Origin of the sequence: Nonomuraea sp. B1E8 (assembly GCF_039871515.1) — a bacterium.
Taxonomy (GTDB): Bacteria; Actinomycetota; Actinomycetes; order Streptosporangiales; family Streptosporangiaceae; genus Nonomuraea.
The window spans coordinates 91,292-114,565 of the sequence record NZ_JBDPLS010000007.1 but is presented as its reverse complement, the minus strand read 5'-3'; the positions used below and the strand labels follow the sequence as shown (position 1 = coordinate 114,565).

Below are 23,274 nucleotides of genomic sequence, written 5' to 3'. Positions count from 1 at the left end.
CTCACCTCTGGCCGTGTCGACCACGCGTACAGCCGGCAGCCGGGTCCGGTCCATGACGAAGCCCTCCGACATGGTGGAGGCGCCTGCGATCGACACTATAAGCAGCCTCTCGTGACTCTCTGTGAGACTCGCCGGGTGGGCGACTAGACCGCGGACGCCTTGTGCGCCGCCACGGACCCGATGACGCCGGGCGGCAGCCGCCACCGGCGGCTCACGCCTGGTGCGTTCGGGGCCGTACCACGGCGACCGGGCAGGTCACGTGGTGCAGCACCGCGTGGCTGACCGAGCCGAGCACCGCGGAGGCGAAGCCGCCCCGGCCGCGCGAGCCCACCACCACCAGATCCGCCGTCCCGCCCGCCCGGATCAGGACGTCGGCCGGATGGCCGACCACCTGCTCTCCGATGATCGCGACATCCGGGTTCTTCTCCTGCCAGGGCGCCACGCGCTCGGCCGCCCTGCGGATGTCCTCCTCGCGGGTGCTCTCGATGAGCATGCTGTACCCGGCCGCCAGCGGCGGGGCGATCGGAATCTGCCAGGCGAACACGACGTGCAACGGCAGGCCGCGGACGCGGGCCTGGTCGACGGCGTACTTCACGGCGGCCTCGGAGTCGTCGGAGCCGTCGTCCCCGACGACCACCCGCCCGTACTGCACGACGGACGGACCGCGGACGAGCACGAGCGGTCCGGTGGCGTGCCCGGCGACCCCCAGGCCGACCGAGCCGACCACGAGCCCCGCGAACCCCCCGAGCCCTCGGCTGCCCAGCACCACGCTGTCCGCGGACGCCGACTCACCGATCAAGGTGTCGATCACGTTGCCGGGCAGCAGTTCCGTGGTCACCTCGACGTCGCGCGTCAGGCCTCGTGCCCGATCGGCGGCCGCGGCCAGCGTCCCGGCACAGTACTTCGTCCCCTCATCCCCGTAGCGCCACTGCTCGCACACGTGTACGATCCGCAGGCCCAGCCCTCTGCGCTGGGCGTCGGCGGCGGCCCATTCCACGGCCGACCTCGCCGGTACGGACCCGTCCACGCCGGCCACGATGTGTCCGGCCATCACGCACCTCCTCGCTTTCCTCCAGCCTCGCGCGGCGCCGGCACCCAGCGCAGGAGCACGAGGTCCCCGGCCACCAGGGCCATTGGTCCCTACCGGGCCGCCCGCGGCGGACCCGGTGCGCAGAACGACGCGCCGCCTCCGGTGGCCGGAGGCGGCGCGTGGACGTACGCCCTACTTCAGGTAGGGGTTGCGCCGGATGATCGGCAGGTTGCCGAGTCCGAGCGTGGTGCCGGCGTCGGCGAGGGCGAGGCCGACGAGGACGATCGAGTAGACGATGTGGTCGTCCATGAAGGGGTTGGTGGCCAGGGGCAGTTCCGCCGCCCACATCAGCACGAGCATGAGGCCGCCGGCGACGGCGGCGACGCGGGTGCCGGCGCCGAGGACGAGCGCCAGGCCGACTCCGAGCAGGCCGGCCATGAACAGCCAGTCCACCCACGCCTGGCCGGCGAGGATCGAGAAGAAGCCGCCGAGCGCGTGGTCGCCGGTGCCCTTGAGGAAGCCGGTCGTGGGGCTGCCGCCCGCGATCCAGGCGCGGTCGGCCGGGGTGGCTAACCCCCAGCCGAAGGTCTTGTCCAGGAACGCCCAGAGGAAGATCCAGCCGATCGAGATCCGGACGATCGCCCAGACGTAGTCGACCGGGCGGCGTGCGGCGGTGGTGGTGCCCGTCTCTGTGACGGGCCTGGTGTCGGTGGCGGCCATGGCGGTTCCCTTTCGGTGCTGAATCGTCGTCCCTGTCGCACCTCCATCACACCGTTGGCGGCCCTCGTGAAGCAGTGCCGGAGGACCCGCGGCTCAAGGACCTTGGTCCCGCCGTGGCCCGGGCAGGCGGGCTGACGTGAAGCTTGGGCGGTCCCGCGTCTTTGACTAGTGTCGGAGGCATGATTCGTGTGTTCCTCCTTGACGACCACGAGGTCGTGCGGCGCGGGGTGGCCGCCCTGCTGGAGTCCGAGGACGACATCGAGGTCGTCGGCGAGGCGGGGACCGCCGAATCGGCGATGGCCCGCATCCCCGCGCTCCGGCCGGACGTGGCGGTGCTGGACGTGCGCCTGCCCGACGGCAACGGCGTCGACGTGTGCCGGGAGGTCCGCTCGCAGGTGCCCGGGCTGGCCTGCCTGATGCTCACCTCGTTCGCCGACGATGACGCTCTGTTCGACGCGGTGATGGCCGGCGCCTCCGGCTACGTGCTCAAGCAGATCCACGGCTCCGACCTGGTCGGCGCGGTACGCACGGTCGCCTCCGGGCAGTCCCTGCTCGACCCGCAGACCACCGCGGCGATGTTGCAACGGCTACGCGAGCAGGCCGCCAGAAAGGATCCGCTGGCCGAACTGACCGAACAGGAACGCCACATCCTCGACCTGATCGGCGAAGGGCTGACCAACCGGCAGATCGGCGAGCGGTTGTTCCTGGCCGAGAAGACGGTCAAGAACTACGTCTCCAACCTGCTGTCCAAGCTCAACATGCAGCGCCGCACCCAGGCGGCCGCGCTGTCGGCCCGGCTGCGGGCCGGCAAGCGTGAATGAGCCAGGCGCTGTGCTCAGTGCCTCCCCGTGTCCTCGCGCGGCACGCGTCAAGGGAGCGGGACGTGCCAGCGCAGCCTGGTGCCGCCGCCGTCCGGGGTCTCCAGCTCCGCGGCCCCGCCCAGGTGGCCGGCCCGTTCGCCGATGTTGCGCAGGCCGCTGCGGCGAGCGCTGTCCCCCAGGCCGACGCCGTTGTCGGTGACCACGAGGGTGAGCCGGCCCTTGGAGGTTTCGACTGAGACCTCCGCGCGGGTGGCGTGGGAATGGCGCACGACGTTGGACAGGGCTTCGCGGAGCACGGCGAGCAGGTGCTCGGCCACGGCCTCGGGCACCAGGGCGTCGATCTGGCCCTCCATGCGCAGGCCCGGCATGAAACCCAGGTGGCCGCTCGCTCCCTCCACCAGGTCGACGATCCGCGCCCGCAGGCTCGGGGCCGCCTCCTCGCGCGGCGTCTGCAGGGCGAAGATGGACGAGCGGATCTGCCGGATCGTCTCGTCCAGCTCGTCGATCGCGTGCTGCAGCCGCTTGGAGGCCTCCGGCCGCTCCACCAGCCGGACGGTGCTCATCAGCGTCATCGCGGTCGCGAACAGCCGCTGGATGACCACGTCGTGGAGGTCCTTGGCGATGCGGTCCCGATCTTCCAGCAGGCCGAGCCGTTCGGCGTCGCGGCGGGCCTCGGCCAGCTCCAGCGCGAGCGCGGCCTGGCCCGCGAACGACTCGACCATCTGCTGGTCGGCCCTGCTGAACGGCAGCCGCCCGCCCCGCTTGGCCAGCATGAGGACGCCTCGCACCCGGGGCGGTGTCCCCAGCGGCACCGCGAGACCGGGCCCGTACCCCGGCCGTCGCAGCGGCGAGTCGGGATAGGCGGCCAGATCCGGATCGGACCTCGGCTCGCCCCGGGTGAAAGCCTCGCCGGCCAGCGTGGCCTCGACCTCGAATCTCATCGCGAGCGACTCGTCCGCTCCCTCGCCCTCCGCCACGTCGACGGTCAGTGCCTGCCCGGACGAGTCGGGAAGCAGGAACTGGACCAGGTCCGCGTCGCACATCCGGCGGGCGCGCGCCGCCATCGTGGTGAGCACCTCGCGGGAGCCGACGCCGGACAGCAGGCTCGTGGTGATCTCCGTGGACGCCTGCAGCCAGGTCTCGCGCCGGCGCGAGACCTCGTACAGGCGGGCGTTCTCCACCGCGACGCCGGCGGCGGTCGCCAGCGCGACGACGACGGCCTCGTCCTCCTCGTCGAACTCGCCGCCGCCGCGCTTCTCGGTCAGATAGAGGTTGCCGAACACCTCGTCCCGCACGCGTACCGGCACTCCGAGGAACGTGCCCATCGGCGGATGGCCCGGCGGGAAGCCGTACGACTCCGGGTGGTCGGAGATGCGGCCCAGCCGCAGCGGCCGCGCGTCCTTGATCAGCAACCCGAGCAGGCCGAGCCCGTGCGGCCAGTGCTCGATCCTCGCGATCTCCTCCTCGCTCAGCCCCACCGGGATGAACTGGATGAGCGTGTGTTCCTCCCCGACCACCCCCAGCGCCCCGTAGCTGGCGTCGACCAGCCTGGTCGCGGTCTCCACGATCCGCCGCAGCACGGTCTCCAGGTCCAGGTCGCTGCCCACGGACACGACCGCCTCCAGGAGGGTGTGCACCCGATCGCGCGTGGCCAGCACGGCGTTCAGCCTCGTCTGCAACTCGGCCAGCAGCTCATCGAGCCGCATCTGGGGCAGCAGCGGGTGACGCTCGCTCTCCGACATACCGCTCAGTTTCGCACCTGGACGGCACGTCGCCCACCGCGGGACACGGGATGGTCGCCACACCCACCGGCCGGAGGTCAGGCGCGGACCACCGCCACCGGGCATCGGGCGTGGTGCAGGACGCCCCGGCTGACCGAGCCGAGCACCATCGCGCTCAGGGCGCCGCGTCCGTGCGAGCCCACCACCAGCAGGTCCGCTCGTTCGGACGCGTCGGTGAGCGCGTCCACGGGATGCGCGGAAGGAACGTCCTCGATGGTCTTCACGTGCGGATGACTCTCGGCGAAGGCTGCCAGCCGGACGCGCACGACCTGGTGCTGCGCCGTACGGACCTCGTCCATGTCGTAGACGAGCTCCGGTGCGTAGACGTGCACCGGGAGCTGCCAGGCGTGCACCGCGCGCAGGGCGGCTCCCCGCAGTTCCGCCTGCTGGAAGGCGTAGGCGAGCGCGGGCTCACATTCGGGTGAGTCGTCCACGCCGACGACGATCTCCCCGTGTACCGGGCGGTTCTCGCCGCGCACGACCACGACGGGGCAGTGCGCATGCCCGGCCACGTGCGTGCTGACCGAGCCCACCAGGGCGCCGGCGAATCCGCCGAGACCGCGGCTGCCCACCACGACCTCGGTGGCGTCCGCGGCCTGCTCGCGCAGGACCGCGGCGGGCCTGCCCTCGACGTGCCGGGTGGTGACCTCAACGGTGGGCCGGCGCTCGTGAACGAGTTCCTCCGCCTCGCGCAGAATCCTCAGCCCTTCGCGCAGCAGCAGATCGGGCAGGCCGATGCTCGCATATTTGCCGACCTGGTACGGGCTGCGGTCGACCGCGTACACGATCCGCAGCGGCACCCCCATGCGGAAGGCGTCGCCCGCCGCCCATTCCACGGCGGCTCGTGAGGCCACGGAGCCGTCCACTCCTACGATGATCATGACATGCCCTCCTTCGTCGCACCTCCATCGGAACCCGCTCGCCCCTGCCGGGTGCAGGGCCGGAGGTCGGCTTTCCCCGGGCCGAAGGACCCTGTCTGCCGCGGGGGCACATGGGTAGCGTCATCGTCGTGACCATCACCGGAAGGGAGAGACCCGCATGACAAGCAGTGGCGACTTCGGGACCTCGCGTACGGATACGGCAGGATCCCCACCGGAAGTGCTCGATCGCGAGGAGTGCCTGCGGCTGGTGGCGCCCGGCGGGATCGGACGCGTGGCGTTCACCGGCTCGCACGGGCCGACGGTGCTGCCCGTCAACTACACGGTCCACGACGGCGCCATCGTGTTCCGCACCTCCTACGGCGGGCCGATGGATCAGGACCTGCGCACCGGGCTGGAGGGCGTGGACATCAAGATCGGTTTCCAGGTGGACCAGATCGACGTGGCTCGGCGGGAGGGCTGGAGCGTCCTCATCCAGGGTCCGGCCCACCATGTGCCGCACGACGAGACGCCCGATGCCGACGTCACCCCGTGGGCGGGCGGCGAGCGCCACCTGTACATTCGCGTCGTCCCGCACCAGGTCACCGGCCGCCGCATCCACGGCCTCTGACGACCCCCGAGGTCGGCCCGCCCGGCCCTCACCACACGACCTCGGACAGGGGACGGCGCACCGAGCCCTTCTCGTCGAAGGTGACGCCCAACCTCATGAGCATCTGCGGGTGCTCACCCGAGCAGAGCCCCTGCCTCATGAACTCGCGCAGCAGGCCCATCTCCAGCGCCTGGGTGTGGAAGGCGGCGCTGACGCCGTACGCCGAAGCACACAGCAGAACGTGCTGCAGCGCCTGCCCCGCGGCGATCCACTCCTGGCGGCCGTCACCCTGCGTGGTGAGCAGCGCCACGACTCCGACGGCGGCAGCGCCGCGCGGGTCGGCGTCGTAGCCCCAGTCATGCCGCCAGGCGTAGTCCCGCTGCGGGAAGCGCGGCTCGGTCGGCGCCGCCGCGCGAGGGTAGCCGTCGGCGGGCACCCCGTCGGTGCGGCTGCTGCCGGGTGGCCTGGCCCAGCGGATCACCTCCAGGCTGAAGCGCCGGTCCTGAGCCTGCACGCCCTGGGCGGCCTGGGTGAGCGCTGCGAGCACGTCGACCGCCTCCGGGGAGCGGACGGGTGTCAGCTTGGCCCCTTCGTTCAGTGCCGCCGCGCTCAGCCGGTCGATGAGCCTGTCCGGCACGGGCACGTCGGCGAAGCCCGCCCGGTGGGTACGGCGGTGCCGGATCTCGCCGGCCAGGACCTCGGTGGATTCGTCGGGCTGCACCTCGGCGCCCGGCCGGAGCGTGGCGAGCAACGACGGGCGGTCGGGGTCCGGCAGGACGTGTACGACGGGCTCGAAGCCCTCGTGGCGCAGCACCGTACGCATGGTGAACAGGGCGGCTCCGCAACTGATCAGCACCTCGCGGCCCGTGGTGTCGCTGACGCGCAGTTTCCTGTCCGGGTCGGCCCGCAGGCTGATCGTCTCCCCCGACACCGAGAAGGTCCAGGGCTGCGTGTTGTGCACGGACGGTGCCCAGCGCGCCGCCTCCACCGCGGCGTCGAGCACCCGCTTCGCCGAAGGGATGGCCATGACTTTCACCTCCATAGGGGGTCATGCTCAGCGCATCACGCAGGAGAGGGGCCTGGTCAGGGCCGAAGGTCCCGGCCTGGAGGGCCGTCGGCCCCCGATCCGCGGTTCCCGCGGCGGCCGGTCGGGCGCTGCTGCCCGCCGCCGCGGCCGTCCGAAGGGGATCTTCACGGAGCAGGGCGGCAGAGGGGCCGACCTTCTTGGGGACGGTGGTCTAATGTCCGGACGTGGCCGGGCCGCTGGACGGGCGGCGGCCCGGCGTCCCGGCGGGATCGGGTTGGAGGACATGGTGCGAGCGCGGAACGGCAGCCGGCGGGATGCGAGGCCACGCCAGTGCGCGCCCTGGTGCTGACCGGCCCGGGCCAGGCCGACGTCCACGAGGTGGAGCCGCCGGCCGCGGCGCCCGGGGAAGTGATCGTCGACGTCGAGCGGGTCGGCGTGTGCGGGACGGACGTCGAGCTGTTCACCGGCGGGATGAGCTACCTGCGCACCGGCCGTTCCTGGTATCCGTTACGTCCCGGCCACGAGTGGTGCGGGCGCGTCGCCGCGGCCGGGCAGGGCGTCGACGGCGACTGGCTCGGCCGCCGCGTCACGGGCGACACCATGCTCGGTTGCGGACGTTGCGAACGCTGCCGCGACGGCCGCCACCACGTCTGCGCCGACTCGGCCGAGATCGGCATCAGCCGGGGCCGCCCGGGCGCGCTGGCCGAACGGCTCGCGGTCCCCGTCACGGCCCTGCACCGCCTGCCGGACACCGTGGATCCCACGCTCGGCGCGCTCGTCGAGCCGGGGGGCAACGCGCTGCGGGCCGTGCGCGCCGCCGGGCTCGGCTCAGGCGAGCGGCTGCTGGTCCTCGGCACGGGCACGATCGGCCTGCTCGTGGCGTTGTTCGCGCACGCCGAGGGAGCCGACGTTCACCTGATGGGCCGCGACGAGGAGGCCGTGTCGCCGGCCCGGCGGCTCGGCTTCGCCAACGTCTGGACCCGCCCCTCGCTTCCGTCACTGCGCTGGGACGCCGTCGTCGACGCCTCCAACGCGGCCGGGTCGCCCGGCCTCGCGGCGCGGCTCGTCGAACCCGCGCGGCGCGTGGTCTGCATCGGGCTGGCCGGCGTCCCGTCCACGATCGACACCCGCGAGCTGGTGCTCAAGGACGTCACCGCCGTCGGCATCCTGGGCGGTTCAGCCGGGCTGGAGGGAGCCATCGCCGCCTACGCCCGTGGCTCGGTGGACGCCCGCCCGCTCGTGGCGGCCACGGTCGGCCTCGCCGAGACCGCCGGGGTCCTCGCCGGCCGCCGTCCCCCCGGCGCCGGCCCCGGCCCGAAGATTCACATCGACCCACGGCGCTGAACCGTCCGCGGCTGGACGTCTCTAGCGTGGAGATCGTTTATGGCGTAAAAAGCCCATATGAGATCGTTTGCGCGTCGTTTATCTTCCCTGTCGGCCGCCGGGGTCGTCGCAGTGACCCTCGCCTCGGGCCCGGTGGCCGCCACGACCCCGGAAGGGGGCGACGGCCTGGACTTCACCATGCTCTCGTCGCGCCCGCAGGTCGTCTCCGGCGGGAACGCCCTGATCCGCCTCGACGTCCCGGACGGATCCGCCGAGAAGGTACGGGTGAAACGCGACGGGACGGACGTGACCTCGGCCTTCCGGCCCGTCGACGGCGGCAGGGCGCTGGAAGGACTGGTGACGGACCTGCGGGCCGGGCGCAACGTTCTCACCGCGTCGGCGCGCGGGGTCCGGCCGGCGCGGATCGTTCTCGACGACCACCCGGTGACGGGGCCGGTGTTCTCGGGGCCGCACGAGCAGCCGTTCATCTGCGACACGGCCGAGTTCACCACGGTGACCGGGAGCAAGCTCGGCCCGCCGGCCGACGAGGACTGCTCGATCGCCACCCGGGTCGACCACGTCTACCGCACCACGGCCGGGAAGTTCGCACCGCTGCCCGCGGGCCGGACCCGCCCGGCCGACCTCGCCTGGACGACGACGAGCGAAGGCCGCCGAGTGCCGTACATCGTGCGGGTGGAGACCGGCACCGTCAACCGGGCCGTCTACGAGATGTCGATGCTGGCCGACCCCGCCGCCGAGGAGCCGGATCCGTGGCGGCGCTCGCCCGGCTGGAACGGCCGGCTGATCTACACCTTCGGCGGCGGCTGCTCCAGGGGATGGTACGTCCAGGGCCGCAACACCGGCTCCGTCATGGACGACAGGATGGTGCGCCAGGGGTACGCCGTGGCGTCGTCGTCGCTCAACGTCTTCGGCAACAACTGCAACGATCTCCTGGCCGCCGAGACGGCGAGCATGGTCAAGGAACGCTTCATCGAGGCGTACGGCGCTCCCGCGTTCACGATCGGCTGGGGTTGCTCGGGCGGGTCCTACCAGACGCACCAGATCGGCGACAACTATCCCGGCCTGCTCGACGGCATCGTCTCGGGATGCAGCTTCCCCGAGGTCGGCTTCGGCACGGTCAACACGATCACCGACGCGCGCCTGCTCGACCACTACTTCCGCGAGGTCGCGCCCGATGCCTTCAGCCAGGAGCAGCAGCAGGCGGTCTCCGGCTTCGGGCGCTGGGAGAGCATCGCGAACCTCGGCCGGGGCGGCGGCCGGATCGACCCGCGGATCTTCTGCCCCGGCCAGTTGCCCGCGCCGTTGCGCTACCACCCGGAGAGCAACCCGACCGGCGCCCGGTGCGACGTGTACGACCACACCGTGAACGTCTACGGCCGCGACCCGCGGACCGGGTTCGCCCGGCGGCCGCTGGACAACACCGGCATCCAGTACGGGTTGGGCGCGCTGCGGGACAAGGCCATCACGGTCGAGCAGTTCCTGGACCTCAACGAGCGGATCGGCGGCTTCGACGCCGACGCGAACCACGTGCCGGAGCGGACGCGGGCCGACCTGGCCGCGACGCGCGCGGCGTACCGGAGCGGGCGGCTGCTCAACGCGGGCGCCGGCCTGGCGCGCATGCCGATGATCGACTACCGCGCCTACACCGACGACGCGCCGGGCGGGGACATCCACATGCGCTTCCAGTCGTTCTCGACCCGGGAGCGGCTGCTGAAGGCGAACGGCACGTTCGACAACCAGGTCATGCTCGTCGAGGACAACCGGTACGGCGGCTTCTCGCTGAACAGCCCCGTCCTCCTGGACGCGCTGACGCGGATGGACCGGTGGCTCACCGCGATCGCCGCCGACCACCGCCCCGGCCGCCCCGCCGACAGGGTGGTGCGGAACAAGCCGCGCGAGCTCACGGACGCCTGCTGGACCCGTGACCCCGAACCCCGGAAGATCACCGAACCCCAGGTCGCGGGCAACGGCACGACCACCTGCAACACGCTGTACCCGGTGTGGACCTCGCCGCGGCTCGTCGCGGGCGGGACGATGGCGAACGACATCGTCAAGTGCCGGCTGCGGCCGATCGATCCCGCCGAGTACGGGACGCCTCTGACGAAGCCCCAGCTCGACCGGCTGCGGAAGATCTTCCCCGGCGGGGTCTGCGACTGGAGCGCGCCCGGGGTCGGGCAGCAGGGCCTCGCGGGCACCTGGCAGTCGTTCGGCACGCAGTGATGTGAGGCCGGCGTGGCGGCCTGCCATGCGGCCGCCGCGCCGACATATGACATTCGTCAGGGTTCGGCGGGAAGGGTCGCTGGCTAGGGTGGACCGCATGAAGGCCCGCCTGTGGACCTCCGCCTATCTCGTCGTCCTGGTGTGGCCGGTGCCCGCGTTCCTGGCGTCCGGCCCTCCGGGCGCCCTGACCGGGCTGATGTTCGCAGGGATGGCGTGCTTCGTGCTCCTCTACCTGCGCGTCGTGTGGACCGCGCTGGAGCGCCCGCACCTCAACGCCACCCCGTACGCCCTGATCCTGCTCTACCTGGTCACGGCCGCGATGGCGCCCCTACTCGGTGAGATGTGGGTGTTCGCGACGTCGTACTTCCTCATCACCGCGGCGGCCACGTCGCTGCCCGCACGGGCCCTGCCGGCGGTGACCGTGGCGGTCGCCGGGGCGACCGCGCTCGCCCTTCCGCTGCTCGGCAGGTCACTGGCCGACTACTGGTGGATGCCGCTGCAGACCGTCGTGTTCGCCGCCGCCATGCACGCCTTCCTCCAGCTGAACGCCGCGAACAAGGCGCTCAGCGAGGCGAACGTCGAGGTCGAGCGGCTGGCCGTGGACAACGAACGCCTGCGCTTCGCCCGCGACATGCACGACCTTCTCGGGCACAGCCTGGCCGTGATGACGGTGAAGAGCCAGCTCGCGGGCAGGCTCGCCATCGCCGACCCGGAACGGGCCAGAGCCGAGATGCGGGACGTCGAAGAGCTCTCCCGGCAGGCGTTGTCGGAAGTGCGCGAGGCGATCGCGGGTTACCGGGAGCTGTCGCTCGTCGGAGAGCTCGACGGCGCGCGCCGCGCGCTCGGCACCGCGGGCGTGCGGCTGGAGGTGGCGGCGGACCCGCTCCCGGCCGATGCCGAACCCGTTCTGGCCTGGGTGGTCCGGGAGGCCACGACGAACGTCGTCCGGCACAGCGGCGCCCGCCGTTGCCACATCCGCCTCGGTGTCGAGGGCGGGCAGGCGTTCGCGGAGGTGCTCGACGACGGCCGCGGGCCCGCCGGAGCCGGGGACGCCGTCGGCAACGGGCTGCGCGGCCTCGCCGAGCGCATCCACGTGGCGGGCGGCACGTTGCACGGCTCGGCCGCCGAGGGCGGCGGGTTCCTGCTGACCGCCCGGCTGCCCGTGGCGGACGTGCCGTGATCCGCATCCTGCTGGCCGACGACCAGCACCTCGTACGCGAGGCGCTGGCGGCGCTGCTCGGCCTGGAGCCCGACATCGAGGTCGTCGGCCAGGTCGGCCGGGGCGACGAGGTCGCGGGCGCCGTCGCCCGGCTCCGTCCGGACGTCGTGCTGCTCGACATCGAGATGCCGGGCCGCGACGGTCTCACCGCGGCTGCCGAGCTCACCGGCGTACGCGTGATCATCCTGACCACCTTCGGCCGCCCCGGATACCTGCGGCGGGCCATGGACGCCGGCGTCGCCGGCTACGTGGTCAAGGACGCCAGGGCCGGGGAACTGGCCGACGCCGTCCGGCGGGTGCACGCCGGCGAGAGGGTGTTCGACCGCAAGCTCTCCGCCGCCAGCCTCTCCGCCGGCACCAATCCGCTCACCAGCCGCGAACGCGACGTGCTGCGCGCCGCCAATGAGGGCGGCACGATCGCCGACATCGCCCGCCGCCTCTACCTGTCCGACGGGACCGTACGCAACTATCTGTCGTCGGCCATCGGCAAGCTCGGCGCCCGCAACCGGGCCGAGGCGGCGCGCGCCGCCGAGTCCAAGGGCTGGCTCTGACGAACGTCACTACCGGCCGCACCCCAGGCCTCGCGAGGCTGGGGGCATGGGAAAACGTATCGCGCCCGCACTCGGGCTCTTCTTGTTGTCGCCGCTGATCGGCGAGTTCCTGCTGGGCAACCTGCCCGTCACCATGCTGGTCGCGCTGATCACGCTGGCCCCGCTGTACGGGGGCGGCGCGCTGCTCGTCCGTGAGCTGGCCAGGCGCCGGGGCGCCGGCTGGCCGGGCATCGTCCTGCTCGCCGTCGCCTACGGTCTCGTGGAGGAGGGCCTGGCCACCCGTTCCCTCTTCGACCCCGGCTACGCCGGGATGGACCTCACCTCGTACGCGTGGATCCCCGGTCTGGAGGTGAGCGCCTGGTGGGTGAGCTTCGTGCTGGGCGGCGTGCACGCCGTGGGCAGCATCTGCGTCCCCATCGCCATCATGGAGTCCTTCGTGCCGGCCAGGGCGACGGAGCCGTGGCTCCGCCTTCCCGGGCTGGTGACCGCCGGGCTCCTGTTCGGGTTCGGGGCGGTGGCCACCGCCCTGTTCGACCCGGCCTACGAGCCCTCCATCGCGCAGGCCGCCGCCGTCGTCGTCCTGGCCGGGCTGCTGGTCCTCCTCGCCCTGCGCCGCCGCGGCCGGGCCGTCGGGGTTCAGGGGCGGGCTCCCGGTCCGTGGCCGGTGCTCGGCTTCTCCCTGGCGGCCGGGGCGGTGTTCTGGCTGGCGGCCCTGGCTCTCGACACGCTCGGCGCGTGGCCCGTCGTGGCCGTCAACCTCGTCGTGTACGCCACGGTCTGCACTCTGGTGACCCGCTGGTCCCGGCGGCCCGGGTGGGGGCCCGTCCAGACGTTCGCGCTGGCGGCCGGCGGTGTGCTCACCTACGCCTGGCACGGCTTCCCGCAACCTCCCGCCACACCCGTGGAACCGGCGATCGACCTGGCGGGGAACACCGCCTTCGCGCTGGCCGCCGTCGTGCTGCTCGCCGTGGCCGCGGCCCGGCTGCGCTCACCGCGGCTCGCACGCCGGGAGCGAGCCTCCGCGTCCATGGAGGGATCTCCATGAACGCCTTGTTCTCCTGGATATAGTCACACCGTGTTCACCCTTCGTTCGCTGGCGGATCGTCCGTCCCTCCACCTCACCGTGCTGGTCACGGGCAGGCCGGGCGCGATGGACGAGCCGGTCGCCTGGGTGCACAACACCGAGCTGCCCGACCCGTCTCCCTACGTGCGCGAGGGGGAGCTGGTGCTGACGAACGGCCTGTGGCTCGACCGGGTGCCGTCCGCGCGGTTCGTCAGGAGCGTCAAGGGGGCCAGGGGCAGCGGCATCGTCTTCGGCCTGCGCGCCGAGCTGCCCGCCACGCCCCCGGACCTGGTCGAGGCCTGCCGGGAAGCGGAGCTGCCGCTGCTGGAGATCTCCATCGAGGTGCCGTTCACAGCGGTCTCCCAGGCCGTCGCCGACATGCTGGCCGACGAGCGGAAGCAGGCGCTGGTCGGCATGGTACGCCGGGGCGACGCGCTCGCCACGGCGATCTCCCGGGGAGCCGGCGCCCACGGGGTGCTCGACGTTCTGCGGCGTGACTACGACCTGCCCCTCGCGGTGGTCGACAGGATGGCCCGCTCGCTCGCGGCGGTCGGCGCCGACCTCGACGCCGACCAGCTGCACGCCGTCGCCACGGGGCTGGCCAAACGTCCGCCGGCCCTGGAGGTGGAGCTGGGGGACGCGGGGCGTGCCGCGCTCTTCCCTGTGGGCGCCGTCGGCGACATCGACGCCGCCCTCATCTGCCTGCGGCCCCTGCGCCGGCTCGCCTCGGCCGAGCGGGAGGGGCTGGAGCAGGCGGCCAGGTTCCTGAGCCTGGAGGTCGCCAAGCAGCAGGCCGTGCAGGCGATCGAGATGCGCTTCGCCAGCGAGCTCCTGGAGATGATCCTGTCAGGGGGCAGCCGGGCCGCCGAGGTGCCCGGCAGGCTGCGCGCCTTCGGCGTTGACCCCGGTGGCCCGCTGGCCGTGTGCGCCGTGGCGTTCGCGCAGCACGAGACCGCGACGATGCACGGGCTCGCCGAGGCGATCGGGGAGTTCTTCGCCGCCGAAGGCGTGCCGGTGGTGGTCGCCGGCGGCACGCAGGACGTCGTCGCCGTACTGCCGTGGCGCCATCCGGAACACGGGTTGCCGCCGTTCGCGCAGCGTCTGGTGCGCGGCGTCGAGCGGCGCTTCCCCGGCCTGCGCCCGGTCGCGGGGCTGGGCGGCATCGCCTCGCAGGCGGCCGAGCTGCGGCCCGCCCTCCTGCAGTCCAGGGAGGCCTGCCGCGTGCTCCTGCGCGCCCGTACCGGCCCCCGCGTGCGGGCCTTCTCGGAGCTGGGCACGCACCGGCTGCTCCTCGGGCTGCTCGACGCGGAGACGTCCCGCCGGTTCTCCGCCGGGCTCCTCGGGCCGCTGAAGGACCACGACGCACGGCGGGGCGGCGACCTGGAGCTGACGCTGCGCACGTTCCTCGATCACGACGGGCAGTGGGCGGCCACGGCCACGGCGCTGCATGTCCACGTCAACACCCTGCGCAACCGCCTGGCCAAGATCACCGAGCTCACCGGCAGGGACGTGGGACGCACCGAGGACCGGGTCGACCTGTTCCTGGCGCTGACCATCGACGCGATGGACTGAGCTCAGTCCGGGTAGACGTCCGGCGAGGCCTCGGGCGGCCGGGGGCGGCGCACGGCCAGCCCGGCGTCCGCGGCGGCCGACTCCGCGACGTCGCGGCAGCGGGCGAACGACACGTCGGCGCGGCTTCGCGCGTACTCCAGGAACCGTCGCAGCGCCAGGGCCCGCCCCGGCCGCCCCGACAGGAACGGATGCACGCACAGGTTGAACAGGCCGCCGTAGTGGCGCATCCCGTCCAGCTCGGCCCGCCACAGCTCCAGCACCTTCGCCGGGGACTCGATGACCGAGCCGACGTGCGGAGCCGGCAGGAACGCGTACTGCTCCCAGTCGTCGAGCGACCAGTGGACGGGCAACTCGACGATCTCGCCCGCCGCCGTCTCCACCTTGTACGGCCGGTCGTCGCCCATGAGGGAGGAGTCGTAGCGCAGCCCGTGCTCCGCGACCAGGTCGCCGGTCTGCCAGGACGCCTCCCACAGGGCGGCCCGATGCCCCCGGATCTCGATGCCCTGGCGGTCGAAGACGGCCAGCGCCCGCTCGAAGTCGGCGCGCTCCTCCTCGGCCGTCATCGACGTGGGCGGGCGGTGGCTGTAGGAGTGGTGCGCCACCTCATGGCCCCGCCCGGCGATCGACGGCGCCAGCCACGGACGGTGCTCGGCCACCCAGCCGGGCACGAAGAACGTGGCCGGCACGGACACCTCGTCGAGCAGGTCCAGGATGCGCGGCAGGCCGACCTCGGGCCCGTACGCCTGATGGGACATCGTGCTCGCGTGGCCGGCGTAACGGCGGCCCCGCGCCAGCACGGGCGTCTCGGCGTCCACGTCGAAGGTCAGCGTGACCACCGCGGCGAACCCCTCACGCCAGCCCCGGCCACCGGACCGCGAAGCCCCGCTCAAACCGGCACCCTGGACACCGGACCCCGAGGGCGGGCTCGAACCGTCGTCCCGGCCACCGGACCGCGAGGCCCCGCTCAAACCGTCGCCCCGGCCGCCGGTCGCCACAGCCGGGCGTTGTTCAGCGTCGCCATCGGCTGGAGCATGCGGTGGTCGAAGTCCGCCATGGGCAGGCCGCGAGCCAGGCGCCGCGGGAAGTCCGGGTTCGCGAGCGCGCCCCGGCCCAGGGCCAGCACGTCGGCGTGGCCGTCCGCCAGCACCGTGGCCGCCTGGTCGGCGTCGTGCATGCCGCCGTTCGCCAGCACCGGCAGCCCGGTCACCTTCCTGGCCAGGCCCGTGATCGTCATTCCCCCGTCCAGGGTCGCCGTCTCCACCCAGTCGCGTCCTTCGCTGGCGATGTGCAGGTAGCTCGCGCCCGCCTCGGCGAGCGCCGCGAAGATGATCTCCGCGTCCCTCGCTCCGCCCGCCCACCGGTGGGTGTGATCGTTGACCTTGCCCTGGGACAACCGGATGCCCACGCAGAAACGCGGGCCGACTTCCGCGCGGATGGCGGAGACGATCTCTGCTGCCAGTCGTACCCGGCGGGAGACCCCGCCACCGTATCGGTCGTCACGGGTGTTGGTGTAGTCGGTCAGGAACTGGTCGATCAGGTAGCCGTTGGCGCCGTGCACCTCGACTCCGTCGAAGCCGGCCCGCTCGGCGCGGACGGCTGAGTCCACGAAGCCCCGCACCGCCAGGTCGATGTCGTCCTGGCGCATCGGGCGGGGCGTGGACCAGGGCCCGTGGCCGCCGTACTCGGGCATCTTCTCACCGCGCGGCGGCACCGCCGACGGCGCCATCGTGTCGTCACGGTAGCGGTTGCCCTGCGACAGCGCGCCCGCGTGCATCAGCTGGAGCACGAAGGCCGCGCCGGCGGCGCGCACCCTGTCCGCGATCTCCCGCCAGCCGGCCTCGTGGCCGTCGCTGACCATGCCGGGCTGGTTGAGGTACCCCTGGCTGTACCGGGTGTCGGTGTAGGTCCCCTCGGTCACGACGAGGGCGAACCCGCCGCGGGCGAACGCCGCGTAATAGTCGGCCATCTCCTCCGTCGGCGTGCCGTCGGAGGCGGCCGACACCCTGGTCATGGGCGAGACCGCCAGCCGGTTGGCCAGGCTCAGCTCGCCGATGGTCTCGGGACGCAGGGCGGGGTGCTGGACATCGTTCATTTCACTGGTTCCTAGGCTCGTGGGTCGTGGTCGCTGAGGAGATCGATCGCCAGCGGCGTCGGCCGGTGGCCGTTGATCTCCACCAGGTCCTGAGGGCAGGCGGAGACGACGAGGACGCAGTCCACGACCGCCTCGAACGTGATCGCGTCACCCGGGCGGCTGATCGCGGTCAGCCAGCTCAGCCGGCCGTCGCCCGACACCGGGATCCTCATGAACAGGTTGACCGGCTGCGGAGTGCGCGGACTCTCCAGGCCCAGCGCGGCCAGGCTCCGGCGCAGGTTGTCCGCGCACGAGGCATGGAATCCGGTCACCCCCAGGGCCCGGTAGCGCGCGGGGTCGCAGGCCGCGATGAGCATGTCGTGCACGCCCGGCGAGGTGTCGCCCACCAGGGTGAGAATCGGCCTGCGCCGATCGGTCACGAACTGCTCGCCCACCGCCGGGAACAGGCGGCTGGTGGCGGCCCGCGTGTGGGACGCGCTGAGCTGCTCGGTCGTGTCATCGGCGGCGAACGCGAACAGGTCGCCCACCTGGCCTCCTTCGAGGTCGGTGACGCGTACGCGCTGACCGGCGCCGACCTTTACCGCCCGCCCTTCAGCGGCGGGCACGATGACTCGCATGGCCCCAGACAACCAGCCGGCACCCGGCCGCACCATGGAGGTTCCCACCATGTCCAGCCCCACCGATGGATGAACCTCCACCGCGGAACCTCGGCCACGGGAAGGACACCCCGGCACCGCAGGCGACCGTCACTCGCGGGCGGGCCCGCCGCGCTCCACCAGCCGGCCGCCCGACAGCTCCAGCCAGCGGCCCACGTTGACCTCCGCGAGGAACCGCTCGTCGTGGCTGACCACCACGAAGGCCCCTTCGTACGCGCCGAGCGCGCTCTCCAGCTGGCCGACGCTGACCAGGTCGAGGTTGTTCGTGGGCTCGTCCAGCAGCAGGAGCTGGGGAGCCTCGTCCGCGCACAACACGCAGGCCAGCGTGGCGCGCAGGCGTTCGCCGCCCGAGAGCACCCCGACGGGCAGGTGGGCGCGCGAGCCCCGGAACAGGAAGCGGGCGAGCAGGTTCATCCGTTCGGACTCCTGCATGCCGGAGGCGAACGCCGACAGGTTCTCGGCCACGGTGCGCTCGACGTCGAGCAGGTCGAGCCGCTGCGACAGGTAGGCGACCCGGCCGCCGGCCCGCCTGACAGTGCCGTCGTCCGGCTCCAGCTCACCGCTGATCATGCGCAGCAGCGTGGACTTGCCCGCGCCGTTGGGGCCGATCAGCGCGATGCGCTCGGGCCCGCGGATCTCCAGGTCGACGCCGGGCTCGGCGAACAGGCCGCGCGCCTGCAGGCGTTGGCCGAGGAAGACCGTGCGCCCCGCGGGCACGTTGGTCCCGGGCAGTTGCAGCGCGATCCGCTGGTCGTCGCGCACGGCACGGCCCGCCTCCTCGAGCCGGGCCCTGGCGTCGCTGACGCGGGCGAGGTGGGTCTGGCCTGCCCGCCCGGCCGACTCCTGGGCGCCGCGCTTCATGTTTCCCGCGAAGATCCTCGGCAGGCCGGCGTTCTTGAGGTTGCGGGCGGCGTTGCTCGCCCGGCGGTCGGCCCGCTCGCGGGCCTGCTGCAACTCCCGCTTCTCGCGCTTCAGCTCCTGCTCGGCGCTGCGCACGGTCCGCTCGGCGGCCTCCTGCTGCGTGCGTACGGCCTCTTCGTACGCCGTGAAGTCGCCCCCGTAGAAGCGGACCTCGCCCTGCTCCAGCTCGGCGATGCGGTCCATGCGGTCGAGCAGGGCCCGGTCGTGGCTGACCACGAGCAGACAGCCGTTCCACTCCCCCAGCACGTCGTAGAGCCTGCGGCGCGCATCGAGGTCGAGGTTGTTCGTGGGCTCGTCCAGCAGCAGGACGTCCGGCCGCCTGAGGAACTGCGCGGCCAGGCCGAGCGACACCACCTGGCCGCCGCTCAGCGTTCGCAGGGACCGGTCGAACGCGAGGCCCCCGAGGCCGAGCCGGTCGAGCTGGGCCCGGGTGCGCTCCTCGATGTCCCAGTCGTTGCCGATGGTGGCGAAGTGCTCCTCGCTCGCGTCGCCCGACTCGATGGCGTCCAGCGCGGCGATGACGGGGGCGATGCCGAGCACCTCGGCCACGGTCGGGTCGCCCGAGGTGGGCCCCGAGGAAGGCGCCGAGATGGTCAGGGTCTGCGGCAGGTAACCGAGCACGCCCTCGACGGACACGCCGCCGCCCTGGGGCCGGTGCTCGCCGGCGATCAGCTTGAGCAGCGTGCTCTTGCCCGCGCCGTTCGGGGCGACCAGGCCCGTACGGCCGGCGGCCACGGTGAAGGACAGGCCGGTGAAGACGGGGGTGTCGTCGGGCCAGGAGAAGGACAGGTTGGAGACGATGATGAACGCGTCGGACATGGAGAGGGACCTCGTGGGGATGCGCGGGGCGCGCCGAAAGCCGCCCGGCGGAACGGGACAGGAATCAGGGAACGACGACCAGGGCCACATCGGCGGCGGTCATGGCGCCTGCCGGGGCCCGTCACTCTCCGGTATCACCCGGAGATGTCGTCGTCACCTGCCACGTCTGGTCTCCTCGTCCGGTCACAAGTGCCCAACACCATAGCAGCCGCCGGAACCCGTACGAGCAACCGTGGGAGCCACCAGGCGCCGATCGCATGCCGCCCGGACGATGAGTTTCCGCGCCGCCGCCGGTCATCACGGTCATGACAACCTTCGTTCTCATCCACGGCGGCGGTGGCAGCGCCTTCGACTGGCACCTGGTCGAAGCCGAGCTCCGCGACCGCGGTCATGACACGATCGCGGTGGACCTGCCCATGTCCGATCCGCGGGCAGGGCTGTGGGACTACGCGGACGCCGTCGTCCGGGCGGCCGGCGAGCGGCGGCCCCTCGTGGTGGTGGCTCACTCGTGGGGCGGTCTCGTGGGCCCGCTCGTCTGCGCGCGTACAGAAGCCTCGGCGCTCGTGCTGGTGACCGCCATGATCCCGAGCCCGGGTGAGGCGCCGGACGACTGGTGGGAACGCAGCGGCTGGGTCTCGCCGGACATCGACGACGTCCACGAGCTCTACCTGCACGACGTTCCGCGCGAGCTGGCCGAGCGGGTGCTGGCCCACGACGGCGCGCTCGCCGAGACGATGAGCATGGAGCGGGCGTGTGGCGAGCCCTGGCCGCTGGCCGCCTGGCCGGACGTCCCGACGCGATATCTGCTCTGCCGCGACGACCGCTTCTTCCCGCCCGGCTTCGTGCGCCGCCACGTCGAGGAGCGGCTCGGCATCACCCCGGACGAGATGCCCGGCAGCCACATGGTGATGTTGTCACGCCCGGCCGAGCTGGCCGGCTATCTGGTCCAGGTCCGGCCGTGAGGCCGCGCGCTCCGGTCAGGTGAGGCCCGCGTCGTGGGCGAGGAGCGCGATCTGGGTGCGGTTGCCCAGGTCGAGCTTGGTCAGGATGCTGGAGACGTGGGCCTTCACCGTCGTGATGCCCATGGCGAGGTCGGCGGCGATGTCGGCGTTCGTCCTGCCCTGGCCGATCGCCACCGCCACCTCCTGCTCGCGCGGCGTGAGGACGGCCAGCGCGGCGCGGGCCCGCTCGTACGCCCCGGCCTGGGCGACCGTGCGGTCCATCAACCGCCTGGTGATGCCCGGGGACAGGATCGGGTCGCCTGCCGAGACCCGGGTGATCGCTTCCACGATCTGCGGTGGCGGGGTGTCCTTGAGCAGGAATCCGGCGGCCCCCGCACGGAGCGCGTGCAGGACGTTCTCGTCGGTGTCGAACGTGGTCAGCACGATCACCTCGGGCGGGCGGGCGCGGGCGCGCAGCCGGCGGGTCGCGGTGATGCCGTCCACGCGGGGCATGCGCAGGTCCATCAGGACGACGTCGGGGGCGTGGGCGTCGGTCGCGGCGATGGCCTCCTGGCCGTCGCCCGCCTCGGCCACGACGGAGATGCCGGCCGCGCCGTCGAGCATCATGGACAGCCCGGCGCGGACCAGGGCGTCGTCGTCCACCAGGAGCACCCGGATCACGCGGGCCATGGTAGCCGGGCCTGAAGCCGGAACTCGCCCCCGGTGCTCTGGTGGTCCAGCTGCCCGCCGGCCAGGCGTACCCGCTCGGTGAGCCCGACCAGGCCGAGCCCGCTGCCCGGCACGACGGGGGCCGCGCCCGCCGGGGGCAGCGCATTGCGCATCTCGATCAGCAGGGGCGTGCCGGGGGTGCCGCGCAGCAGCACCTCGATCGGCTGGCCCGGGGCGTGTTTGCGGGCGTTGGTCAGCCCTTCCTGCACGACGCGGTACGCGGTCTGCGACGCGGCCGCCGGCAGGGCGCCGACGTCGGTGACCTCCTCGTGGAGCCGTACCGCCTGGTCGGCCTGCCGTGCGTCGGTGATCAGGCCGGGCAGGTCGGCCAGGTCCGGCCGGGGTTGCAGCTCGTCCGACTGGTCGTCCTGCTCGCGGAGCAGGTTGATCACCTGGCGCAGCTCCTCCAGCGCCTGGTGCACGCCGGCGCGGATCACCCCGGCGGCCCGGGCGCGCTGTTCAGGGGAGGAGTCGGGGCGGAATTCCAGGGCCCCCGCGTGGGTGGCCACCAGGGTGAGGCGGTGGGCCAGCACGTCGTGCATGTCTCTGGCGAGCCGGCGGCGTTCGGCCATGCGCGCCTCGGCGATCCGCCGGCCCTGCTCGGCCTCGGCGCGGTGGGCGCGTTCGCGCAGGGACTCCAGCAGGGCGCGGCGGGAGCGGGCGAACGCGCCCCAGCCGAGCAGCGCGCCGTAGGCGACGCAGATCAGCAGCAGCCACCAGCCGAAGGAGATGCCCGAGTTCGGCCGCCACAGCCCTTGGACCACGTGGGCCGCGATGCCCGCGCCCGTCACGGCTGCCGCGGTCGGGAAGCGCCTGCGCTGGGCCACCTGCAGCGCCCCCATCGAAGCCACGGGCGTGGCCACCGGGGAGAGCGTGGCCAGGAGGGTGGCGGCCAGCGCCCCGGAGACCGGCCACCGCAGCTGGGCGAGCGCCGCGCCCAGGCTCACCGCCGCGAGAGCGAGGTCCAGCCCCCAGGTGGGCCGGCCTGCCAGGCTCCACAACGACACCGCGGTCAGCGCGCCCATCACGACGAGCACGCCGGCGACCGCGGCCAGGTGCGGGGGTCGAGTCTCGGTCACCGGCCCAGGCTAATCTCCGGCACGGCGGAGCCATCACCTACCAAAGTCGGACCCGCGCCCCACCGGTGGAGGGAAACGGGACTGGCGCGGCGCTGAAGACGCCCGCCCCACGGCAGGTGTCTCAGTCGCAGGCCTTGCCCGTGGTGCCGCTGCCCTTGTTGACGCGGCCGATCCCGTTGGTCACGGTGCCCGAGGCCTTGGCGCAGACGCCGCTCGGGGCGTAGACCATGTTGCCCCAGTGGTGCCCGCCGTTGCCCGCGCGGTAGGTGAAGGACCTGCTCCTGGAGCTCGTGAAGACCGTGATCTGGCCGGTCGCGTGCTTGGACACCCTCGCCTCGCCCCAGTTGGTGCCGCACTTTCGGGAGTAGTAGAGCCGGATCGTGCCCAGGCTGTCACCGATCTCGTTCTTCAGCGAGGCCTTCTCGCCGGTGTACACCTTGGAGGCGGCGCACCCGCTCCGGTAGGGGTCCTTCCCGTCGTACGGGTGGGCGTTGGCTGGTCCCGCGGCCAGCAGGAGCGTCGAGACCGCCGTGACGGACACCGCGGCCGCTGCTACGTGGATCTTCATGTCGGATCGACTCCTTTTATGGTGAGGCGGGCGTGGTCGCCCGAGGTTGCCGGGGTGCGGGGTCGCCGGGGATGGCGGCGCCCGGCGATCAGCAGTCCCTGCTGATGTCGGTGAGGTCCTCGGCCAGGCCCTTGCGGAACTTCTTCTTGCCCTTGGTTCCGCCGTTCGTGGCGAGGCACTCCGTCCTCGTCCCCGCGGGGCCCTTGAAGTGCAACTCGGCGTACACCCGATGGGAGCAGTGGTTGTTGAAGTAGACCGTCGTGGAGGAGTTGCCGTTCGTCCAGGAGTAGTTGGTCTTCTTCCCGCGGGGCTTGATGCAGGCGGTGCTGTCCCGTTCGGCTGCCTGGGCGGCGGCCGGCACGGTGGTGACCGTCCCCGCCGTGGCGGGCGCGGACAGCAGCGCCAGTGCGGCGCCGCAGCCCGCCAGGGCCAGGGCCGGTTTCTTTCCGCTCACCTTCTCATCCTTTCTTTCCACGAAAAAAGAAACGCGCCAGTACGGCGCAGCACAGAAGTAAGCACCGGACCGGAGCGGAGGGGGGGAACGGTTCCGACTATGCCGGGCCCTTTCGGGCGGCGGCAACCGCCATTCGTCTGAGAATTGTCCAAACATTGTCCAGCCGCCCGGCTTGGACAATGAAACCGCAGCTCGGCGGC

22 protein-coding genes are annotated in these 23,274 nt (G+C 72.6%); 9 read left to right on the top strand and 13 right to left on the bottom strand.

Annotated elements, in window-relative coordinates:
* Nucleotides 1-211: 211 nt before the first annotated feature.
* Nucleotides 212-1,051 carry a universal stress protein gene (locus ABGA98_RS23665; protein WP_347620571.1) on the bottom strand — a complete coding sequence of 280 codons (840 nt, stop codon included), beginning with the start codon at nucleotides 1,049-1,051 and terminating at the stop codon, nucleotides 212-214.
* A 171-nt stretch (nucleotides 1,052-1,222) separates the two neighbouring features.
* Nucleotides 1,223-1,750, bottom strand: coding sequence for a hypothetical protein (locus ABGA98_RS23660; protein ID WP_347620570.1), 528 nt, complete (start codon nucleotides 1,748-1,750; stop codon nucleotides 1,223-1,225).
* Between the two features lie 179 nt (nucleotides 1,751-1,929).
* Between ABGA98_RS23660 and ABGA98_RS23655 the strand changes: the two genes are divergently transcribed.
* On the top strand, nucleotides 1,930-2,571 hold the full coding sequence (locus ABGA98_RS23655) for a response regulator transcription factor (protein ID WP_347620569.1): 642 nt from the start codon (nucleotides 1,930-1,932) through the stop codon (nucleotides 2,569-2,571).
* A 47-nt stretch (nucleotides 2,572-2,618) separates the two neighbouring features.
* Here the strand turns inward: ABGA98_RS23655 and ABGA98_RS23650 are convergent, their stop codons facing one another.
* Nucleotides 2,619-4,313 (bottom strand): GAF domain-containing protein, encoded by a 1,695-nt coding sequence (locus ABGA98_RS23650; protein ID WP_347620568.1) that lies wholly within the window; start codon nucleotides 4,311-4,313, stop codon nucleotides 2,619-2,621.
* Nucleotides 4,314-4,390: 77 nt separating this feature from the next.
* Nucleotides 4,391-5,233, bottom strand: coding sequence for a universal stress protein (locus ABGA98_RS23645; RefSeq protein ID WP_347620567.1), 843 nt, complete (start codon nucleotides 5,231-5,233; stop codon nucleotides 4,391-4,393).
* Nucleotides 5,234-5,390: 157 nt separating this feature from the next.
* Between ABGA98_RS23645 and ABGA98_RS23640 the strand changes: the two genes are divergently transcribed.
* The gene (locus ABGA98_RS23640; protein ID WP_347620566.1) at nucleotides 5,391-5,840 is read left to right on the top strand and encodes a pyridoxamine 5'-phosphate oxidase family protein; all 450 of its coding nucleotides are present in this window, start codon (nucleotides 5,391-5,393) and stop codon (nucleotides 5,838-5,840) included.
* Nucleotides 5,841-5,868: 28 nt separating this feature from the next.
* Here ABGA98_RS23640 and ABGA98_RS23635 read toward each other — a convergent pair whose 3' ends face one another.
* Nucleotides 5,869-6,846 (bottom strand): hypothetical protein, encoded by a 978-nt coding sequence (locus tag ABGA98_RS23635; protein WP_347620565.1) that lies wholly within the window; start codon nucleotides 6,844-6,846, stop codon nucleotides 5,869-5,871.
* Nucleotides 6,847-7,176: 330 nt separating this feature from the next.
* Here ABGA98_RS23635 and ABGA98_RS23630 point away from each other — a divergent pair, with 330 nt between their 5' ends.
* The 6 genes from ABGA98_RS23630 (at nucleotide 7,177) to ABGA98_RS23605 (ending at nucleotide 14,815) form a co-directional block, all read left to right on the top strand.
* Nucleotides 7,177-8,190 (top strand): alcohol dehydrogenase catalytic domain-containing protein, encoded by a 1,014-nt coding sequence (locus tag ABGA98_RS23630; RefSeq protein WP_347620564.1) that lies wholly within the window; start codon nucleotides 7,177-7,179, stop codon nucleotides 8,188-8,190.
* Between the two features lie 111 nt (nucleotides 8,191-8,301).
* Nucleotides 8,302-10,410, top strand: a complete 2,109-nt coding sequence (locus ABGA98_RS23625) for a DUF6351 family protein (protein WP_347620563.1) — start codon at nucleotides 8,302-8,304, stop codon at nucleotides 10,408-10,410.
* 97 nt (nucleotides 10,411-10,507) lie between these two features.
* Entirely contained in the window at nucleotides 10,508-11,590 is a 1,083-nt protein-coding gene (locus ABGA98_RS23620; protein ID WP_347620562.1) for a sensor histidine kinase, read from the top strand.
* On the top strand, nucleotides 11,587-12,180 hold the full coding sequence (locus ABGA98_RS23615) for a response regulator transcription factor (RefSeq protein WP_347620561.1): 594 nt from the start codon (nucleotides 11,587-11,589) through the stop codon (nucleotides 12,178-12,180). The genes ABGA98_RS23620 and ABGA98_RS23615 overlap by 4 nt, the downstream gene beginning before the upstream one ends.
* Nucleotides 12,181-12,226: 46 nt before the next feature.
* Entirely contained in the window at nucleotides 12,227-13,225 is a 999-nt protein-coding gene (locus ABGA98_RS23610) for a hypothetical protein (protein WP_347620560.1), read from the top strand.
* 30 nt (nucleotides 13,226-13,255) lie between these two features.
* Complete coding sequence (locus tag ABGA98_RS23605; protein WP_347620559.1) at nucleotides 13,256-14,815, top strand: PucR family transcriptional regulator ligand-binding domain-containing protein; 1,560 nt, start codon at nucleotides 13,256-13,258, stop codon at nucleotides 14,813-14,815.
* A gap of 2 nt (nucleotides 14,816-14,817) precedes the next feature.
* Here the strand turns inward: ABGA98_RS23605 and ABGA98_RS23600 are convergent, their stop codons facing one another.
* The 4 genes from ABGA98_RS23600 to ABGA98_RS23585 all read right to left on the bottom strand — a co-directional run bounded on the left by ABGA98_RS23600 (nucleotide 14,818) and on the right by ABGA98_RS23585 (nucleotide 19,303).
* On the bottom strand, nucleotides 14,818-15,705 hold the full coding sequence (locus tag ABGA98_RS23600) for a polysaccharide deacetylase (protein WP_347620558.1): 888 nt from the start codon (nucleotides 15,703-15,705) through the stop codon (nucleotides 14,818-14,820).
* A 74-nt stretch (nucleotides 15,706-15,779) separates the two neighbouring features.
* Nucleotides 15,780-16,907: an NADH:flavin oxidoreductase gene (locus tag ABGA98_RS23595; RefSeq protein ID WP_347620557.1), complete on the bottom strand. Its 1,128-nt coding sequence runs from the start codon at nucleotides 16,905-16,907 to the stop codon at nucleotides 15,780-15,782.
* A gap of 11 nt (nucleotides 16,908-16,918) precedes the next feature.
* The gene (locus ABGA98_RS23590) at nucleotides 16,919-17,524 is read right to left on the bottom strand and encodes an urea carboxylase-associated family protein (protein ID WP_347620556.1); all 606 of its coding nucleotides are present in this window, start codon (nucleotides 17,522-17,524) and stop codon (nucleotides 16,919-16,921) included.
* 129 nt (nucleotides 17,525-17,653) lie between these two features.
* Complete coding sequence (locus ABGA98_RS23585; RefSeq protein ID WP_347620555.1) at nucleotides 17,654-19,303, bottom strand: ABC-F family ATP-binding cassette domain-containing protein; 1,650 nt, start codon at nucleotides 19,301-19,303, stop codon at nucleotides 17,654-17,656.
* 305 nt (nucleotides 19,304-19,608) lie between these two features.
* Here ABGA98_RS23585 and ABGA98_RS23580 point away from each other — a divergent pair, with 305 nt between their 5' ends.
* Nucleotides 19,609-20,265 (top strand): alpha/beta hydrolase, encoded by a 657-nt coding sequence (locus tag ABGA98_RS23580; RefSeq protein ID WP_347620554.1) that lies wholly within the window; start codon nucleotides 19,609-19,611, stop codon nucleotides 20,263-20,265.
* 15 nt (nucleotides 20,266-20,280) lie between these two features.
* Here ABGA98_RS23580 and ABGA98_RS23575 read toward each other — a convergent pair whose 3' ends face one another.
* The 4 genes from ABGA98_RS23575 to ABGA98_RS23560 all read right to left on the bottom strand — a co-directional run bounded on the left by ABGA98_RS23575 (nucleotide 20,281) and on the right by ABGA98_RS23560 (nucleotide 23,074).
* A complete protein-coding gene (locus ABGA98_RS23575) occupies nucleotides 20,281-20,934 on the bottom strand; it encodes a response regulator transcription factor (RefSeq protein ID WP_347620553.1) in 654 nt (217 codons plus the stop codon).
* On the bottom strand, nucleotides 20,922-22,052 hold the full coding sequence (locus ABGA98_RS23570; protein ID WP_347620552.1) for a histidine kinase: 1,131 nt from the start codon (nucleotides 22,050-22,052) through the stop codon (nucleotides 20,922-20,924). Before ABGA98_RS23570 ends, ABGA98_RS23575 begins: the two co-directional genes overlap by 13 nt.
* A 121-nt stretch (nucleotides 22,053-22,173) precedes the next feature.
* Nucleotides 22,174-22,620, bottom strand: a complete 447-nt coding sequence (locus ABGA98_RS23565; RefSeq protein WP_347620551.1) for a DUF2690 domain-containing protein — start codon at nucleotides 22,618-22,620, stop codon at nucleotides 22,174-22,176.
* A gap of 88 nt (nucleotides 22,621-22,708) precedes the next feature.
* Entirely contained in the window at nucleotides 22,709-23,074 is a 366-nt protein-coding gene (locus ABGA98_RS23560; RefSeq protein ID WP_347620550.1) for a hypothetical protein, read from the bottom strand.
* Nucleotides 23,075-23,274 lie beyond the last annotated feature (200 nt).